Raw genomic sequence first — 18,232 nt, 5'->3', positions numbered from 1 at the left:
CCCGTTCCACACCGCGCGAACGGGAACCGTTGCGCGTTGTCTTGGAGGGAGACCGTCGCACCGTCATGGGGCGACGGTCGCAGGCCGGCTCACGACGACCGAGGGGATCAGCAACGGATGCGGAAGACCGGGGAACGCTCACCGGCCCTGCTCGCCGTACTCATGGCCGCCGTGCTCGGCGTCGCGGGCTGCGACACGGTGGGGGGTGACGAGTCGGCTCCGTCCGGCTCGTCGGCGCGCAGGGCCAGTCCGACGCCGACTCCCGCATGGGACGTCAGCCCGGGCTCGGTCGCGGCCGTCGGCGACTCGATCACGCGTGGTTTCGACGCCTGCGAGGTGCTGTCGGACTGTCCGGAGGCCTCCTGGGCGACCGGCAGCAGCCCCGACGTGAACAGCCTGGCCGTCCGGCTGCTGGGCGGTGCGCGGGCCGCCACGCACAGCTGGAACCACGCCATGACCGGGGCCCGGATGGCGGACCTGCCCGGGCAGATGGCGCGGGCCGCGAACCGCCGCCCGGAGCTGGTCACGGTGATGGTCGGGGCGAACGACGCCTGCCGGGCCTCGGCTTCGCAGATGACCACGGTCACCGACTTCCGGGCCGGCTTCAAGGACGCGCTGCACACGCTCCGCAAGGCTTTGCCCCAGACTCAGGTGTATGTGGCGAGCGTGCCCAACCTGAAGCGGCTGTGGTCCGAGGGCCGTTCGAACCCGCTGGGCAAGCAGGTGTGGAAGCTGGGCATCTGCCCGTCGATGCTCGGCGACGCGGACGCCCTGGACGCCGCCGCCAACGAACGGCGGGAGACGGTGCAGCAGCGCGTGGAGGACTACAACAGCGTGCTGGCCGAGGTCTGCGCGCAGGACGAGCGGTGCCGCTTCGACGGCGGCGCGGTCTACGAGTACCGGTTCGGCACCGCCCAGCTCAGCCAGTGGGACTGGTTCCACCCGAGCCGGAACGGACAGGCCCGGCTGGCGGAGATCGCTTATCGGAACGTCACCGCGGAGTACGGCTGACCGACGATCTAGAGTTCCGCTCATGAGCGAACACTTCGGCACACTTTCCGACGGCACTCCGGTCCACCGCTGGACCCTGGAGCGGGCGGGTGTGCGGGTGCGGATCCTTTCCTACGGCGGCATCGTGCAGTCGGTCCAGGTGCCGGACCGGCAGGGACGGGCCGAGGACGTGGTGCTGGGCTTCCCCGACCTGGAGGGCTACGTCGCGCACCCTGAGCCCTATCTCGGCGCCCTGATCGGCCGCTACGCCAACCGGATCGCGGGCGGCAGGTTCCCGCTGGACGGGCGGACGTACGCGCTCGCGCGCAACAACGGGCCGAACTCCCTGCACGGCGGCGAGCGCGGCTTCGACCGGCGCGTGTGGGACGTGGCGCCGGTCGAGCACGGCATCCGGCTCACCAGGGTCTCCCCGCACGGCGAGGAGGGCTTCCCGGGCCGCCTGGAGGTGTCCGCGACCTACCGCCTCGACGCCGCCGGCGCGCTGAGCATCTCCTACGAGGCGGTCACCGACGCGCCGACCGTGGTGAATCTGACGAACCACACGTACTGGAACCTGAGCGGCTCCGGCAACGCCGGCGGCCATCTGCTGCGGCTCGCCGCCGGACGGTACACCCCGGTCGACGCCGACCTGGTGCCGACCGGTGTCGCCGATGTGGAGGCGACCCGCTTCGACTTCCGGGCGGAGCGCAAGGTCGGCGCCGGCTACGACCACAACCTCGTGCTCGACAAGGGGGTGACCGGCGCACCGGAGCAGGTCGCCGAGCTGTACGACCCGGCCTCGGGGCGGGTGCTGACGCTGTCGACCACGGAGCCCGGTCTCCAGCTGTACACCGGCGAGCACCTGGGCGAGCCGTTCGCCCCGGGCGACGGCATCGCGCTGGAGACGCAGCACTTCCCGGACTCCCCCAACCGGCCGGAGTTCCCGAGCACCGTGCTGCGGCCCGGCGAGGAGTACCGGTCGGAGTCGGTCTACGGCTTCTCGGTGCGCCGGGAGGACTGAGCCGGGGCGTCGCCGGTCCGCGGCACGAGCCCCGGCCCGGGTGTCAGGTCCCGGACCGGGGCTGCTCGTGAGCCGTCCCGCCTCAGACGGTAACCGCCGCGGTGACGCGACGGTCCGCGATCGAGCGGCCCACCTGGACTTCGTACGAACCCTTCACAAACGACCACGACGCGGTCGTCTCGTCCCAGATCTCGAAGGCCCGGCGCGGAAGGTCGACGACGGCCTCGGCGCGCTCGCCGGGACCGGCCTCCACCACGGCGAAGCCGGCGAGTGCGCGCGCGGGACGCGCGGGGTCGGGTGCGCCGGGCGCCAGATACACCTGCACGACCTCGCGGCCCGCGCGCCCACCGGTGTTGCGCACCCGGACCCGCACGGTGGTGCCCTCGACCCGGGCGGACTCGTAGGTCCAGTCGGTGTAGCCGAGTCCGTGGCCGAAGGGGTACGCCGGGGTGCGGTCCTGCCTCTCCCAGGCGCGGTACCCGATGAACACGCCCTCGGCGTAGACGAGTTCGCCGCCGGTCGGGGTGACCTCGGTGACCGGGGCGTCCGCCAGCGAGCCCCAGGTGGTCGGCAGGCGCCCGCCCGGCTCGTACGCGCCCGTGAGCACGTCGGCCAGCGCCGTGCCGCCCTCCTGACCGGGGAACCAGGTCACCAGCACCGCCGCGACCTCCTCGCGCCAGGGCAGTTCCACCGGTGAGCCGGCGTTGACCACCACGACGGTGTCCGGATTGGCGGCGGCGACGGCCCGGACCAGGTCGTCCTGGCGCCCGGGCAGCCGCAGGTCGGCCCGGTCGAAGCCCTCGGACTCGACCCGCTCGGTGGTGGCGACCACGACGACGGCGGTGTCGGCCTCGCGCGCGACCGCCACGGCCTCGGCGATCAGCTCGTCGGCGTCGCGCGGCGGCGCCTGGTGGGCGAGGGCGAAGGTGACCGTCTTCACCGGGGCTCCCTCGGAACGCGCGACGACATGGGTGAGGGAGACCTCGACCGGTTCGCCCGCGACGAGTTCGGGCCGGGCGCGGGGCACGGGGACACCGAAGTGGGCGGCGAAGGGGTCGTCCTCGGCGGGGCGCTGGACGCCGTCGAAGTGGGTGGTGCCGTCCACGGTGAGGGTGAAGGCGCCGACGCCCCTGAGGCCGAGGACGTGCCGACCGCTCTCGCGGGGCGTGAGGGTGCCGGTCAGTTCGACGGTGTGCAGCCGGTCGCGGGTGACTCCGTCGGGCAGGTCGTCGCCCATCCAGTGGATCTGGCCGTCCGGCACCGGGGCGCTGCCGATGATCCTGCCCTCGCTGTCGCGGCAGACCGCGCGGAGGGCGAAACCCCGCCGGGCGACGGAGAGTTCGGTGTTCGGGTCGGCGCCGACGGCGTAGCGCACCGTTCCGTCCGGGAGGGCGGCGGTGAGGCCGTCGAGCGGCGAGACGACATGCTCGGGGAAGACGGTGGCGGAGCCGCCGCCGAGGATCCGGGCGTCGCGGGCGGCGGCGCCGATCAGGGCGACGGTCCCGGACCGCAGGGGGAGAGCGCCCCGGTTGCGCAGCAGGACGAAGGAGCGGCGGGCGATCTCCCGGGCCAGGTCCGCGCCGTCGACGGGCTCCGGCAGCTCGGTGACGGCCGGTTCGGCGCCGGACAGGGCGCCGACCCGGGCGGCCACCCGCAGGACGTTGCGCACGGCGGCGTCGACCTTGGCCTCGGGCACCTCGCCGTCCCGGACGGCACGGGCGAGGGCCGCGCCGTAGACGGTCCGCGGGCCGGGCATCGCGACGTCGAGGCCGCCTTCGAGAGCGGCCACGGTGGACCGGGCGGCGGTCCAGTCGGAGACGTTGAAGCCGTCGAAGCCCCATTCGCCGCGCAGGACCTCGTCGACCAGGCGCTGGTGCTCGGTCATGGTCGTGCCGTTGACCGAGTTGTAGGCGGTCATGACGCCCCAGGGGCGGGCGCCGTCGACGATCGCCTCGAAGGGAGCGAGGTACAGCTCGCGCAGGGCGCGTTCACCGACGACGTTGTTCACCGTGAAGCGTTCGGTCTCGGCGTCGTTGGCGACGAAGTGCTTGACGGTGGTGGCGACGCCGCCGGACTGCACACCGGTCACATAGCCGGTGCCGATCCGTCCGGTGAGATACGGATCCTCGCTGTACGCCTCGAAGTGCCGCCCGCCGAGCGGGGAGCGGTGCAGGTTGACGGTGGGGGCGAGCAGGACGTGGACGCCCTTGCGGCGGGCCTCCTGGGCGAGCAGCACGCCCGCCCGCCGGGCGAGCCCCTCGTCCCAGGTGGCGGCGAGCGCGGTGGGCGAGGGCAGGGTGACGGACGGGTCGTCGGCGCTCCAGCGCACACCGCGCACACCGACCGGGCCGTCGGACATGACGAGGGACCTCAGACCGATCCCGGGCAGGGCCGGCAGGGTCCAGGCGTCCCTGCCCGACAGCAGACGCGCCTTGTCGTCCAGGCCGAGCGCGGCCAGCGCCGCCTCCACGGCTGCCTCGCGGGCCTGGTCGGCAAGCGTGGGTCGAGCCCGGGTTCCCGCCATGCGGTGCCTCCTCGTCGAAGTCCGTGCGTTCCCCCATCCTGCCCCGGTCGTGGGCCGTCCGCCTCGTCACTCGCGTCCCCCACCGTGGCGCGAGTCACTTCTCCCGCGCGATACTTCCGCAGTCCGGCACCGCACCCCACTGCGAACGGAAGGATCCGACCCCCTTGAAATCCATACGAGTTGGCATCGGCGTACTGGGCTTCGCCCTGCTGGCGGGGCTGGCGGCCCCCGCCCCCGCGGGCGCGCATCCCGCGGCGGCGACGCCGACGGCCGAGGAACAGCGGCTGGACCGCGCCGTGCCGCAGGAGATCCTCCGGCGGTCCGGATTCGACGACGTGGCACCGGACTTCACCGCGGCACTGGAGCGGACCCGCTCGTACCCGCAGGCCCGCGCCGTCGTCGTACGCGAGGGGTCCCGGCTGTGGCGGCGGGCCGTGGACCGGGTGCAGGGGCGGGGCCCGGCCGGCGGGGACCTGAGCCGGGACGACGACCGCCCGCTGTACTGGGCACGGCTCGGCATGACCCGGGAAGTGCGCGCCTGGGACGCGGAGTTCGGGCTCGGCGAGCGGCAGCGGGCCGCGCTGCTGGACGCCTTGGAGCGGACCTCGCGCGGCCAGACCGATCTGCGCCTCCCGCACGGCGACCGGGTCCGGCGGGTCGTGGTGACCGGCTTCGATCCGTTCACCCTGGACCGGGACGTACGGATCTCCAATCCGTCCGGGGCGACGGCGCTGGCGCTCGACGGCACGGTGATCAAGACGGCGGCCGGTCCGGCCCGGGTGGAGACGGCCGTGTTCCCGGTGCGCTGGCAGGACTTCGCCGGGACCACCTCCGGAGCGTCCGGCTCCGGGGGCGGGACGGTGGAGCGGACGCTGCGCCCGCACCTGCCGAGGACCGATCTGTTCGCGACCGTGAGTCAGGGGCGGGTCGGCCGGTTCGACATCGAGCGCACCAACGGCGCCTGGCGGGGCGGCTTCCCGGACAACGACAACGTCTCCCGCACGGAGACCGTGCCGGTGGCCGATCCGGCGACGCAGCCGCAGTGGAGGTCGACCACGCTGCCGTACGCGCGGATCGTGGCCGCGCAGACCGGGCGCTTCCCGGTGTACGACAACACGAGCGTCACCGAGATCCCGGCGGGCGGCACCCAGCCGGTCGTACGGCCGGACGGACCGACCCCGGGGTCGGTGGCGCGGGCCGGGGGCGGCGGCGACTACCTGTCCAACGAGATCGCCTACCGCGCGACGCTGCTGCGGGACCGGCTCGGGCTGCACGACGAGCTGCCGGGCGGACACGTCCACACCCCGGTGCTCCAGTTCGGCGCGGGCAACACCGATCCGGCGACGGGGGCGGTGACGGACCCGGAGTTCGTGCGCAACCGGCTGGACATCGTCGCGCAGGTCCGGGCGATCGTGGTGGCCGCGCTCGACGCGACGCCGTAACCGGCGGCGTCGAAGGGCGGCGCGGGCCGGCGTTCACCGGCCGGGGCTCACCAGCCGGCGTCGCCCTTCGACGTCGGCTCCTGCTCGCCGTCCGGCTCACCCTCGGCGATCTCCTCGCCCCGCAGGTCCCGGGCCAGCAGGGTCGCGCCTGCGACCGCGCCCGGCATGAGGAAGACCGCGACGAAGGGAACCAGGAAGGCGAGTGCGAGGGGGGTGCCGAAGCCCCAGATCAGCGTCTTGCGGGCGCGCAGCAGGGCGAGGCGGTCGCGCAGGTCGACCCGGCGGCGCTGGAGGGCCACCGCGGTGAGTTCCTCGGTGAGGAAGAACCCGGTGACGAAGACGCCGAGGACGGGGACGGCCGTCTGGCCGACCACGGGGACGAAACCGAGCGCGAACAGCAGGACGCCCCACAGGGCGGCGCGGACCACGATCCGCAGGCTGTCCCGGGCCGAGATCCACAGCTCCTGGTGGACGGGCAGTCCGGACTCGGGGGCGGCGCCGTCCGGGGAGACGTCGCGGTCGACGGACTCGGAGAGGCTCTCGTAGAAGGGCTGTCCGATCAGCAGCGTGACCGCGGTGAAGGTCACCACCGACAGCAGCAGGGCCAGCGCGAACAGCACGGCCGTGAGGAAGCCGCGGAAGAGTCCGAGCCACGGCGACGACCAGTCGTCGGCGAACGGGGTCGCCCAGCCGACGAGGTCCTGGCCCCACAGCGCGAGCGCCACCAGCGCCGCCGCGTACAGGACCAGGGTGATCAGACCGGGAAGCAGCCCGAAGCCGTACTGCCTGCCGTGCCGGGCCACCCATCGCTGGCCCCTGAGCAGATAGCGGAAGCCCACCCCAAGATCGCGCATGGGGGCACTCTAGTGCCGCGGCCGGGAACCGCGGGCCCTCCGGCCGTCGCAGCGGCGTCTCCGCGGGTGGGCTCGCGACCGGCGCCCGTCGCGTGCGGGCGTCGGAACCGGACTGTTCTGTGCGGGTGTTGAGCGGAGACCGGGTGATGTCGGAGCCTGTGCACGCGAGTTGGCGAGGGGGTCGGGGACCCGCGACGGGACCGGGGCCGGCGAGGACCGGAGTCGGCGACGGAGCCGGGAGCCGGCGAGGGGACCGGGGGTCGGCGACGGGACCGGTGCCGCGTTCGCGCACCCTGCGCCGGGCGTCCCGCCTGCCAGGACGCCCGCGCCGGCGCGCCGCGGCTCCTCCCCGTGCCGGAGGCGCGCCCCCGCCCGCCGGGCCTGCCCGGAGCACCGCGGGGCGGCGGACCGGCACTCCCCGGTCTGCCGTGACGCGGCGGCAGCCGTGCGCCATCCGGGGCAACGGGGGGCGTCGGCGCCACCAAGACCCTCTTGTTGCGGTTGAGTCGAACAGGTACACCTCGCCGTACCGATCTCAGGAAGCCCGGAGGAGGTACCCGTGCGCACCACGAGAACCACCCCAGCGAGGCCAGTGCTGGTCGCCGCTCTCGCCCTCACCACGGCCGGCTCTCTGCTGTTCACCGCTCCCGCCACCGCGGGCGCGGACGACGACCCCGTCACGCGCGAGGGCCCCGCCCTCGACCGGCGGGCCGCCAAGTCCCCGGCGAGCACCGCGCGTCAGGCGCTCACCGCCCGCGTCCCCGACCTGTCCGACCGCTCCACCGACGACGGCCACCGCGGCTACCCGCGCGAGCAGACCCTCGCGCCGGACCCGGTGAACCCGGCCGACAAGTCGCTCAAGCTGGGCCTGACCCCGTACCACGCCATCGCGCCCCGGCTGAACGCCCTCCAGGGCCTCGGGGACCGGGTCAGCGTCGAGGTCGCGGGGCGCTCCGCCGGCGGCCACCGGCTCTACCTCGTCACCGTCACGGCCCCGGAGACGGTGCGTCAGGCCCGGGAGCAGAGCCGGCTGCGCGAGCTGATCGAGAAGGCTCCGGCGGCGGCCGCCGCGGACCCGGCGGTCGAGGCGAGGTACAAGACGCCCGTCTTCTTCAACAACAACATCCACGGCAACGAGTGGGAGGGCACGGACGCCTCCCTGGAACTGGTCGAGCGGCTCGCGACCGCGCGGGACGCGCGGACCGCGGACCTGCTCGCGCACAGCCGTCTGTACTTCAACATCACGGCCAACCCGGACGGGCGGATCGCCGGCACCCGCGCGAACGCCGGCGGCTTCGACCTCAACCGCGACTTCGTCACCGCCTCCCAGCCGGAGGCCCGCGCGATGCGCCGGATCATGGTCGACAAGCAGCCCGCCGTCATGCTCGACCTGCACGGCTACGTCAACGGCACCCTGATCGAGCCCACCACCCCGCCGCACGGCGAGAACTACGAGTACGACCTCTTCCTGAAGAACACCTACGCCAACGCACTCGGCATGGAGTCGGCGGTCAACGGCCTCGGGTACACGCCCGGCAAGGACGGCGTGGCACCGGCCCAGATCCCCTTCCGCGACCAGGAGGAGGGCTGGGACGACTGGCCGCCCATCTTCACCCCGCAGTACGCGGCGTACCACGGCGCGGTCGCCGCGCACACCGTCGAGATCCCGCTGCGGGTCAACAACGCCTCCTACGACACCCTGCCGGAGAGCGAGCTGCGCCGCCGGTCCGCGATCAACGTCGATGTGGCGGGCGCGGCCCTGGAGGCCACGCTCGACTTCGTGCGGCGGCGCGGGACCGCCCTGGTCGCCGACCAGATCGAGGTCTTCCGGCGCGGAGCGGCGGGCGCCGCGCAGGTACCGGTGTCCGCGGCGACCGTGCCCGGCGTCCCCGGCATCGGCCCCGAGGACGTCTACACCACCGACTTCCCGCGCGCCTACGTGATCCCCGCCGACGGGCAGCGCTCCGCCACCGCGGCCGCCCGGCTCGTCGACCACCTGCTGGCCGACGACGTCCGCGTCACCCGCGCCACGCACCCCGTACGGCTGGACGGCAGGTGGTACGCCGAGGGCTCCTACGTCGTCGATCTGCGCCAGCCCAAGCGGGGACTGGCGAACGCGCTGCTGTCGGACGGCCGGGACATCAGCGACAAGGTCTCGGTCATGTACGACATCTCCGGCTGGAGCCTCGGCCGGCTGTGGGGCGCCACCGTCCGGTCGGTGCCGGGCGGGAGCCTGCCGTACGCCGCGCTGCGGCCGGTGAGTGCCGCGACGCCCGTCGGGCACGTCGCCCCGCGGGGCGACCTGCGGCTGCCGCTCACCGACCCGGCCGAGGTCGCCGCGCTCAACTCCCTGCTCCGGCAAGGGGTTCGTGTCCGGCAGGCGGCGGACGGCAGTGCGATCGTGCCGGGTTCGGCACGGCGGCGGGCGGGCGCCGCGGCACGGACGTACGGCGTCGTGTTCGAGGCCGCCCGCACCGCCGGCGGGACCCCGCTGGCCCGGGTCCGGGTCGCCGCCGCGGTCACACCCGGCGAGCTGTTCGCGCTGCGGGAGATGGACTTCGAGGTCACGCCGGTGTCGACGGCCGTGCTCAACGCGGGCTTCGACTGGTCGGCGGTGGATGTGCTGTTCGTGTCCGCGGGGCTGGACCACGACGCCCTGAACGCCGCGGCCCGGACCGCTCTCGACGCCTTCCTCGACGGCCACGGCCTCGTCGGCCGCGGCGCGGTGGGAGCGGCCCTGAACGCGGACGCGGGGCTGCTGCCGGTCAAGGCGGTCCAGGGCAACGGGGACGCCAACGGCGTGGTGCGGGTGGTGAATTCGGGCGGCCGGATCACCGGCGGCGCGCCCGGCCACGGTTTCGTCTACGCCCCCGTCTGGTTCACCGACCTCGGCCCCGGTGTGCGGGCGGATCAGTCGTACGCGACCGGGAAGCCGCTCGTGTCGGGGCACTGGCGTCCGCTGCCGGACGGCACCGGCGGACCCGGTGCCGCGGCCGGGCGCGCCTCGGTCGTCAGCGGTCGTCATGCGGTGCTCTTCGGTACGGAACCGCTCTTCCGGGCACACCCCAAGGGGGAATTCCCTCAGATCGGTCGGGCATTGTTCACCATGGCGACCATGTAAACCACGGCACTCGCGAGCAGCGGTTCGGCCGAGGAGGTAGAGGAGATCGGATGACGCAGGAGATCCACGGCACCGTCGCCGACGGTTTCGAGGAGGTGCGCGCGGAGTTCGCCGCCTTCGTCGCGACGGAGCGCCACGACTACGAGGGGCAGTTGTGCGCCTACGTCGGCGGGCGGCGGGTCGTCGACCTGTGGGCGGGACCGGACGGCGTCTCGGCCGACACGCTGTACGGCGTCTTCTCGTCCACCAAGGGCGCCGCCCACATCGTCGTGGCGCTCCTCGTCCAGGACGGCACGCTCGAACTGGACCGCAAGGTGACCTACTACTGGCCGGAGTTCGGCGCCGAGGGCAAGGGGGCGCTGACGCTGCGCGAGCTGGTCACGCACCGGGCGGGCCTGGTCGGTCTGGACGCCGGGTTCACCGAGGAGGAGCTGGCGGACGACCGGATGATCGCCGAGCGGCTCGCGGACCAGCGGCCGTTCTGGCGGCCCGGCACGGCCTTCGGCTACCACGCGCTGGTCATCGGGGCGCTCGCCGGCGAGGTCGTCCGGCGGGCCACCGGCCGCACCCTCCAGGAGGTGTACGAGGAGCGGGTGCGGGCCCCCTACGGACTGGCCTTCCACCTGGGCCTGCCGGCCTCGGAGGAGCCGCGTTTCCGGTCCGTGCAGCCCATGGCGCCGACGCCGCAGCAGCGGGCGGTGCTGGACGCCGCGCGGCCCGGACCGCACTCGCTCGCCTCGATCGCGTTCAACACGCATGTGCCCGGCGCGGGTGAGCTGGAGGACCACGCCAACTCCCGGACCGTGCGCGCCAAGGGTCCCGCGTCGGCGGGCGGGGTGGCCGCGGCGCGCGGTCTCGCCGGGCTGTACGCCGCGGCGATCAGCGAGGTGGACGGCCGGCCGCCGCTGCTGAAGCCGGACACGGTCGCCGAGGTGGGGCAGATCCACTCGGTCGGCCACGACCTGGTGGCCCGCGCCCACAAGACGTTCGGGCTCGGCTTCCAGGCGACGGCCGAGAGCTGGTACCCGTGTCTGGGTGCCGGGGCCTTCGGGCACAGCGGCGCGGGCGGCTCGCAGGCCTTCGCCGATCCGCGCAGCGGCCTGGCGTACGGCTACACGCGGCGCCGGTGCGCCTTCCCGGGCGGGGCGGCGCCGGAGAACGAGCGGTTCGTGCGCGCGGTGCACGGCGCGGCACTCTGACCCGGGCGAAGGCCGCACCCCACGTCCAGGGGTGCGGCCTTCGCCGTACGCAACGAGTGCCGTCAGGCGAGCGTCACGGTGATGTCGCCGCGGGTCGCCTTCGAGTAGGGGCAGACCTGGTGGGCCTGCTCGACGAGCGCCTGCGCGGTGGCCGCGTCGGCCTTCGGGATGTGCGCCGAGATCTCGACGACGATCCCGAACCCGTCGGCGTTCTTGCCGATCCCGACCTTCGCGGTGACGGTCGAGCCGGTCACGTCGGCGCCGGCCCGGCGGGCGACGACGCCGAGGGCGCCCTGGAAGCAGGCGCTGTAGCCGGCGGCGAACAGCTGCTCCGGGTTGGTGCCGGTGCCGGAGCCGCCCATCTCCTCGGGCGGGTTGACGACGACGTCGAGCCTGCCGTCGTCGGTGGCGACGCGCCCGTCGCGGCCGTTCTCGGCGGTGGCCACTGCGGTGTACAGGACGTCCGACTGCTGGATGGGCATGACGGTGGTCTTCCTCCTCGGTACCGTCGCGACTCGCGCCCACGATCGCAACGGTTTCGAAAAGAAGTTACCGCAGGGCGGAAACGCCCGGGAAGGGGTCGCGGCGACCGCGAGGGCCGCCGCCGTCACCGGCCGCGTGCGGCTCAGAGCTTGACGATCATCTTCCCGGTGTTGTCGCCGCGCAGGACGCCGAGGAAGGCCTCCAGGTTGTTCTCGATGCCCTCGACGACGGTCTCCCGGTACTTCAGGGCTCCCGAGGCGACCCAGGGACCGACCTCCTGCACGAACAGCGGCTGCAGGTCGTAGTGATCGCCGACCAGGAAGCCCTCGATACGGCCGCGGGTCTGGATGAGACGGGCCAGGTTCCTCGGGCCGGGGGCGGGCTCGGTGTTGTTGTAGACCGAGATCATGCCGCAGACGGCGATCCGGCCGCCCCGGTTCAGGGAGCCGATCGCGGCCTCCAGGTGGTCGCCGCCGACGTTGTCGAAGTACACGTCGACGCCGTCGGGGGCGGCGGCGCGCAACTGCTCCGCCACCGGGCCGTTCTTGTAGTTGAACGCGGCGTCGAAGCCGTACTCCTCGACCAGGAGCTTGACCTTCTCGTCGGAGCCGGCCGAGCCGATGACCCGCGAGGCGCCCTTGAGCCGGGCGATCTGGCCCACCTGGCTGCCCACGGCACCCGCCGCCCCGGAGACGAAGACCACGTCGCCCTCCTTGAAGGCGGCCGTGCGCAGCAGACCGGCGTACGCGGTCAGTCCGGTCATGCCGAGGACGCCGAGATACGTCGACAACGGCGCGGCCCCGGCGTCGACCTTGACGGCGCTCTGCGCGTCCACGACGGCGTACTCCCGCCAGCCGAAGAAGTGCAGGACGTGGTCGCCGACGGCGAAGCCCTCCGCGTCGGAGGCGACGACCTCGCCGACCGCGCCGCCCTGCATGACCTTGCCCAGCTCGAACGGGGCGACGTAGGACTTCGCGGCACTCATTCGGCCGCGCATGTAGGGGTCCACGGAGAGGTACAGATTCCGCACCAGCAGCCGGCCCTCGCCGGGTGTCGGCATCGGGGTCTCGACCAGCGCGAAGTCCTCGGGCTTCGGCCAGCCGACCGGGCGGCTGACCAGATGCCACTCGCGGCTGACGGCGGGGAGTGCGGGGGTGTCGCTCATGGGGCGCCCTTCCTGCGGGCCGCGCGGCGGAGGTGCGCGGCGAAAATGCTTCAGTGTCTGAAACAACAATGCTCTTGAATATTTCAGACTGTCAAGTAACCGGGTACGCTGGAGTGCATGGCCAGCCCTGACACCACCCGTCCCGACGAACTGACCCTGGAGGTCGTCGACCTGATCGGCTCGGTCGTGGCCCTGTACCACGAGGAGTTCGAGGAGGCCGCCGGCGAGCACCGGCTGACCGGCGCGCAGGCCAAGCTGCTCAGCCTGCTGTCACTGGAACCGCTGCCGATGCGCAAGCTCGCCCACAAGCTGAAGTGCGAGCCCTCGAACGTCACGGGCATCGTGGACCGGCTGGAGAGCCGGGGCCTCGCCGAGCGCCGCCCCGACCCGGGCGACCGCCGGGTGAAGCTGGCGGCGGCGACGGACGAGGGCCGCCGCGTGGCGCGGAGCATGCGGGAGTCGCTGCGTTTCGCGCGCGAGCCGCTGGCGGGGCTGAGCAAGGAGGAGCGGCTGACACTGCGGGACCTGCTGCGGCGGATGATGGAGACGGGATCGCCGCAAGATCCCGAATGACACGATTCGGCATCACCCCCTTCCCGAGCGGGGGTAAGGCTAGGCTAACCTTCCTCCGTGACAGCTGGTGAAGAGAGCTCCGCGCCCACCCGCCCCCGTGGTCATGAACTGAGCGCCACGGACGTGACGGTGGCGTACGACGGGACCGACGTGGTGCATTCGGCGTCCCTGACGCTGCGGCCCGGCGAGGTGACCGTCCTGGTCGGCCCGAACGGCAGCGGTAAGTCCACCCTTCTGCGCACGCTGGCCCGGCTCCAGCGGCCCCGGACCGCCACGCTCACCCTCGACGCCGACACCGACGGCCTCGCCCTGACCCCGCGTGAGTTCTCCCGGCACGTCGCCCTGCTGACCCAGGGGCGCCCCACGCCCAGCGGGCTGACCGTACGGGACGTGGTCGAGTTCGGCCGCTACCCGTACCGCGGCCGCTGGGGGAAGGCCGACCCGGGCGGCCGGGCCGCGGTGGACCGCGCCCTCGCCCTGACCGGCGTCACGGAACTCGCCGAACGCGGCGCGGAACACCTCTCCGGAGGGCAGCTGCAACGCGTCTGGCTCGCCGGCTGCCTCGCCCAGGAGACCGGGGTCCTGCTCCTCGACGAACCGACCACCTACCTCGACCTGCGCTACCAGGTCGAACTCCTCGACCTGGTCCGCGATCTGGCGGACGACCACGGGATCGCCGTCGGCGCCGTCCTGCACGACCTCGACCAGGCCGCGGCCGTGGCCAACCGGATCGTGCTGCTCCACGCGGGGCGCATCATCGCCGACGGCCTGCCCGAGGACGTCCTCACGCCGCAGCGCCTGACCGACACCTACGGCATCCGTATCGATGTCGACACCGACCCCCTGACCGGGCGGCTGCGCACGCGCGCCATCGGCCGGCACCACACCCGAAGCGAAAGGCTCAGCACCACCCCATGAGACGCATCCTGCTCACCACGGCCGCCGCCACCGCCGCGGCGCTCACCCTGGCCGCCTGCGGAACCACCGAGCCCGCGGCCGACGACAAGACCGAGAAGACCGCCGAACGCATCACCCTCACCGACGCCTCCGGCGCGAAGGTGGAGCTCGACGGGCCCGCCCGGAAGGTCGTCGGAACCGAGTGGAACGTCGTCGAGAGCCTGATCTCGCTGGGCGTCGACCCGGTCGGCGTCGCGGACGTCAAGGGCTACAAGACCTGGGACACCACCGTCGAACTGACGAACGAGCCCAAGGACATCGGCACCCGCGGCGAGCCCAGCATGGACACCATCGCCGCCCTGTCGCCCGACCTCATCGTCGCCACCACCGACCTGCCCCCGGCCGCGGTGAAGCAACTGCGCGAGGTGGCCCCGGTCCTGGAGGTGCGCTCCGCCGACGCCGCCGACCAGATCGGGCGGATGACGGAGAACCTCGACCTCATCGCGCAGGCCACCGGCACCACCGAGCGGGCCGAGGAGCTCAAGGCGGACTTCGACGCGAAGCTCGCCGAGGGCAAAAAGGCCCTCGCGGACGCCGGTCTGGCGGGCGCCGAGTACGCCTTCGCGGACGGCTACGTCGTCTCCAACCAGGTCTCCGTCCGGCCGTACACCGGTGGCTCGCTCATCGGCGCGGTCAACGAGAAGCTCGGTCTGAAGAACGCCTGGACGGTCAAGGGCGACGAGGCTTACGGCCTCGGCTCCACCGACGTCGAGGGGCTGACCAAGCTCGGCGACGACGTCCGGTTCGCCTACATCGGCAGCGACGGCGACAAGAACAGCACGCCGTTCACCGGCGCCCTGGCCGACGACTCCGTGTGGAAGTCGCTGTCGTTCGTGAAGAAGGGCAACGTGCACCGGCTGCCCGACGGCATCTGGATGTTCGGCGGGCCCGAGTCGATGGGGGCGTACGTGGACGCCGTCGTCGGCGCCCTGACGAAGTAGCACATGGCCGTCACCGCATCCACCCCCGCCACCCGTCCCCCGGCGGCCACGTCCCGGACGGGCGCGGCCGCGGTGACGGCCGCGCTCGTCCTGCTGGTCGCCGGCCTCGCGGTCGTGGACGTCACCCAGGGCACGGCCGCCGTCGGCGCGGACGAGGTCCTCAAGGCGCTCACCGGCCGGGCCGATCCGGCCGACGCGTCGGTCGTCATCGCCTCCCGGCTGCCCAGGATGACCGCCGGGCTGCTGGTCGGGGCGGCGCTCGCGATGGCGGGCGCCGCCCTCCAGGCGGTCAGCCGCAACGTGCTCGCCGCCCCCGACACCCTCGCCGTCAACGCGGGCTCCTACCTGGCCCTCGGGCTGGTCGCCGCCACCGGCATCTCGCTCCCGCTGCTCGCCTCCTCCGGCATCGCCTTCGTCGGCGGCGTCGCGGCGGCCGGCGTCGTGCTCGGCCTGTCCGGCCTCGGTTCGGGCACCGTCCGCCTCGTCCTCGCCGGCAGCGCCCTCACCCTCGGACTGACCTCGGTCACCGAGGGACTGCTCCTGCTGTTCCCCGAGCAGACCGAGGGCCTGTACCAGTGGAACCAGGGCAGCATCGCGCAGCACGGCTTCGACGGTGTCCTCCAGATGGCGCCGCTCGGCCTCGTCGGCCTCGTCGGGCTGCTGCTGGTCGCGCGCCGGGTCGACGCCCTGGCCCTCGGCGACGACGCCGCCCGCGGACTCGGTGTGCCGGTCCGCGCCACCCGCGTCACGGCGGTGGCGCTCGCGGCCCTGCTCTCGGCGGCGGCCGTCACGCTCGCCGGGCCGATCGGCTTCGTCGGCCTCACCGCACCGGCCCTGGTACGGCCCCTGGCCCGCAGGATCCGCGCGTTCTCCCGGGCCCGCACGAGCCTGCCCGTCGTCGGGCTGACCGGTGCGGCCCTGGTGCTCGGCTCCGACGTGCTGCTGCGCGCCGTGGTGGCGCCGGACGTCGCGGTCGCCGTACCGACGGGCGTCGTCACCAGCCTGGTCGGCGCCGTCTTCCTGGTCGTGATGGCCACCCGGGTCCGGGACACCGCCGGGGCCGCCGCGAACGACGGACTGCGCATCAGGAGCCGCACGGTCCACCTGACCACCACGGCGGTACTGGTGGCGGTGCTGATCGGCGTCGTCGTCGCCGCCGTGCTGCTGGGCGACAGCAAACTGCTGCTCGGCGACGTGCTGAACTGGGCGCAGGGCAGGGCGGGCCGCACCGTCTCCTTCGTCCTCGACACCCGGGTGCCCCGGGTCCTCGCGGCGCTCCTCGCGGGGGCGGCACTCGCCCTGGCCGGGACGCTCGTTCAGGCGGTGACCCGCAATCCGCTCGCGGAGCCGGGTGTCCTCGGTGTCTCCGGCGGGGCGGCGCTCGGCGCCGTGCTGCTGGTGACCACGGTGCCCCTGGCCGGGTCGTGGAGCGTGGCGGGCGCCGCCTTCGCGGGCGCCGCGGCGGCCTCGGTCGTCGTCTTCGGGCTCGCCGCGCGCGGCGGGTTCGGGCAGAACCGGCTGGTCCTGGTCGGCATGGGCGTCGCCACCGCGGCCACCGCGCTGATCAGCCTGCTCATCGTCCTCACCGATCCGTTCAACGCGACGAAGGCGCTGACCTGGCTGTCGGGCTCCACCTACGGGCGGACCTGGCCCGACGCGCTCCCGCTCGCCGTGGTGCTCACCGCGGGTGTGGCCGCCGCGGTCGCGCGGCGCACGGAACTCGACCTCGTCTCACTCGACGAGGACACCCCGAGGCTGCTGGGCATCGGTCTGGCGCCCGCCCGCCTGGGCTTCCTGGTGCTGAGCGTGCTGCTCATCGGCACCGCGGTGGCCGCCGCGGGCACCATCGGCTTCGTCGGCCTGGTGGCCCCGCACGCGGCCCGCGCCCTGGTGGGCCGTCAGCACGCGCGGGTGGTGCCGGTCGCGGTGCTCCTCGGCGCGACACTCGTGTGCGCCGCGGACCTGCTCGGCCGCACCGTGATCGCGCCGGCCCAGCTCGGGGCCGGCCTGATGACGGCGGTGATCGGTACGCCGTACTTCCTGTATTTGCTGGTGCGCAGCCGCCGGTAGGGCGGGGAGGCGGTGCACGCCTCAGGTGCACCACCACAGGAAGCGCTCGCACGTCTGCGACGGCTCCGGATCCGGCTGCGGTTCCTCGCTGGTCGGCTGCGCCGTCGGGGTCGGCGTCGGATCCGGGGCCGGGGGTGCCGCGGGGGGCGGTGTCGAGGGGGCGGAACTCGGGCCCGGCGACCCGGCGTCGTTCGGCGACGCCGACTCCTCGTCGTCCTTGTCCTTGCCGTCCTTGCCGTCCTTCTCGTCCTTGTCGTCCTCGCCGGACTTCGAGGGCGAGGCGGACGCCGAGGCACCCGGGGAGCCCGGGCCGGTCCCCTGGGAGCCGCCGGTGCCGGCGTCCGCGGACTCGGAGGCCTCCGCGGCCCCGCCGTCCGCCGACGCGTCCCCGGCCGCGGTCGGCTTCGGCCCCGAGCCGGCGTCCAGACCGAGTTCGGCGAGACTGAGCACACCGGCGGCCAGGAGGAAGCCCGCGCCGACGAGAAGGACGCGCTTGCGCCGGCGCCGGTGCGCCGCGGCCTTGCGGTCGCGACGGCTCACGCCCGGCTGGCGACGCCGCCGGGAGCCGCGGGCGGAACGGTCGTCGTCCTCGCCGTCGTCACCGTCGTCGTCGTATTCGTCGTCGTATTCGGCGTCGGCATCGTCGTCGGAGCCGTCGTACGGCTCGTCGGATCCCGTCGTGCGCACCACCGTGACGACGTCGGTACGGACATCGGTCCGTACGTCCGTCCGCACAACAGTGTGCACAACCGTTTCCTCCGCGTATCCGCGGAGCTGATCAGCAGAGGTGCCGCACCCCGGGCAGGCAAGGGCGCCGTTCAGGTGCCGTCGGCACGGGTGGCAGTAGTCCATGACGCGGGAAGGTTAAGTTTTGAACCGGTAACGTTCCTAG

Annotated in this window: 14 protein-coding genes; 9 read left to right on the top strand and 5 right to left on the bottom strand. The window is 73.6% G+C overall.

Annotated features, from left to right (window positions below; genetic code table 11):
- Window positions 1-117 precede the first annotated feature (117 nt).
- Complete coding sequence (locus tag DN051_RS26460; protein WP_112439631.1) at window positions 118-1,011, top strand: SGNH/GDSL hydrolase family protein; 894 nt, start codon at window positions 118-120, stop codon at window positions 1,009-1,011.
- Between the two features lie 22 nt (window positions 1,012-1,033).
- Entirely contained in the window at window positions 1,034-2,011 is a 978-nt protein-coding gene (locus DN051_RS26455) for an aldose epimerase family protein (RefSeq protein WP_112439630.1), read from the top strand.
- Window positions 2,012-2,093: 82 nt separating this feature from the next.
- On the opposite strand, the gene DN051_RS26450 is transcribed toward DN051_RS26455, so the two are convergent.
- Entirely contained in the window at window positions 2,094-4,535 is a 2,442-nt protein-coding gene (locus DN051_RS26450; protein WP_112439629.1) for a beta-glucosidase, read from the bottom strand.
- Between the two features lie 164 nt (window positions 4,536-4,699).
- Between DN051_RS26450 and DN051_RS26445 the strand changes: the two genes are divergently transcribed.
- A complete protein-coding gene (locus DN051_RS26445; protein ID WP_199314683.1) occupies window positions 4,700-5,977 on the top strand; it encodes a pyroglutamyl-peptidase I in 1,278 nt (425 codons plus the stop codon).
- A gap of 47 nt (window positions 5,978-6,024) precedes the next feature.
- Here the strand turns inward: DN051_RS26445 and DN051_RS26440 are convergent, their stop codons facing one another.
- Window positions 6,025-6,831: an EI24 domain-containing protein gene (locus DN051_RS26440; protein ID WP_112439628.1), complete on the bottom strand. Its 807-nt coding sequence runs from the start codon at window positions 6,829-6,831 to the stop codon at window positions 6,025-6,027.
- A 559-nt stretch (window positions 6,832-7,390) separates the two neighbouring features.
- On the opposite strand from DN051_RS26440, the gene DN051_RS26435 reads away from it, so the two are divergent.
- A complete protein-coding gene (locus DN051_RS26435; RefSeq protein WP_112439627.1) occupies window positions 7,391-9,952 on the top strand; it encodes a M14 family zinc carboxypeptidase in 2,562 nt (853 codons plus the stop codon).
- A gap of 50 nt (window positions 9,953-10,002) precedes the next feature.
- Complete coding sequence (locus DN051_RS26430) at window positions 10,003-11,151, top strand: serine hydrolase domain-containing protein (RefSeq protein WP_112439626.1); 1,149 nt, start codon at window positions 10,003-10,005, stop codon at window positions 11,149-11,151.
- Window positions 11,152-11,213: 62 nt separating this feature from the next.
- On the opposite strand, the gene DN051_RS26425 is transcribed toward DN051_RS26430, so the two are convergent.
- Window positions 11,214-11,633 carry an organic hydroperoxide resistance protein gene (locus DN051_RS26425; RefSeq protein ID WP_053758610.1) on the bottom strand — a complete coding sequence of 140 codons (420 nt, stop codon included), beginning with the start codon at window positions 11,631-11,633 and terminating at the stop codon, window positions 11,214-11,216.
- 143 nt (window positions 11,634-11,776) lie between these two features.
- The gene (locus DN051_RS26420; protein WP_053758611.1) at window positions 11,777-12,799 is read right to left on the bottom strand and encodes an NADP-dependent oxidoreductase; all 1,023 of its coding nucleotides are present in this window, start codon (window positions 12,797-12,799) and stop codon (window positions 11,777-11,779) included.
- Window positions 12,800-12,916: 117 nt separating this feature from the next.
- Here DN051_RS26420 and DN051_RS26415 point away from each other — a divergent pair, with 117 nt between their 5' ends.
- From DN051_RS26415 to DN051_RS26400, 4 genes are read left to right on the top strand one after another with little or no spacing between them, the layout of a single operon-like run.
- Window positions 12,917-13,372, top strand: a complete 456-nt coding sequence (locus DN051_RS26415) for a MarR family winged helix-turn-helix transcriptional regulator (RefSeq protein WP_112439625.1) — start codon at window positions 12,917-12,919, stop codon at window positions 13,370-13,372.
- Between the two features lie 57 nt (window positions 13,373-13,429).
- Complete coding sequence (locus DN051_RS26410; RefSeq protein WP_053758613.1) at window positions 13,430-14,290, top strand: ABC transporter ATP-binding protein; 861 nt, start codon at window positions 13,430-13,432, stop codon at window positions 14,288-14,290.
- On the top strand, window positions 14,287-15,270 hold the full coding sequence (locus tag DN051_RS26405) for an iron-siderophore ABC transporter substrate-binding protein (RefSeq protein WP_053758614.1): 984 nt from the start codon (window positions 14,287-14,289) through the stop codon (window positions 15,268-15,270). Before DN051_RS26410 ends, DN051_RS26405 begins: the two co-directional genes overlap by 4 nt.
- A gap of 3 nt (window positions 15,271-15,273) precedes the next feature.
- A complete protein-coding gene (locus tag DN051_RS26400) occupies window positions 15,274-17,340 on the top strand; it encodes an iron ABC transporter permease (protein WP_112439624.1) in 2,067 nt (688 codons plus the stop codon).
- Window positions 17,341-17,361: 21 nt separating this feature from the next.
- Here DN051_RS26400 and DN051_RS26395 read toward each other — a convergent pair whose 3' ends face one another.
- Window positions 17,362-18,192, bottom strand: coding sequence for an SCO2400 family protein (locus DN051_RS26395; protein WP_199314681.1), 831 nt, complete (start codon window positions 18,190-18,192; stop codon window positions 17,362-17,364).
- Window positions 18,193-18,232 lie beyond the last annotated feature (40 nt).

This window comes from Streptomyces cadmiisoli, assembly GCF_003261055.1.
Classification (GTDB): Bacteria; Actinomycetota; Actinomycetes; order Streptomycetales; family Streptomycetaceae; genus Streptomyces; species Streptomyces cadmiisoli.
This window is presented reverse-complemented; position numbering and strand designations above follow the sequence as displayed.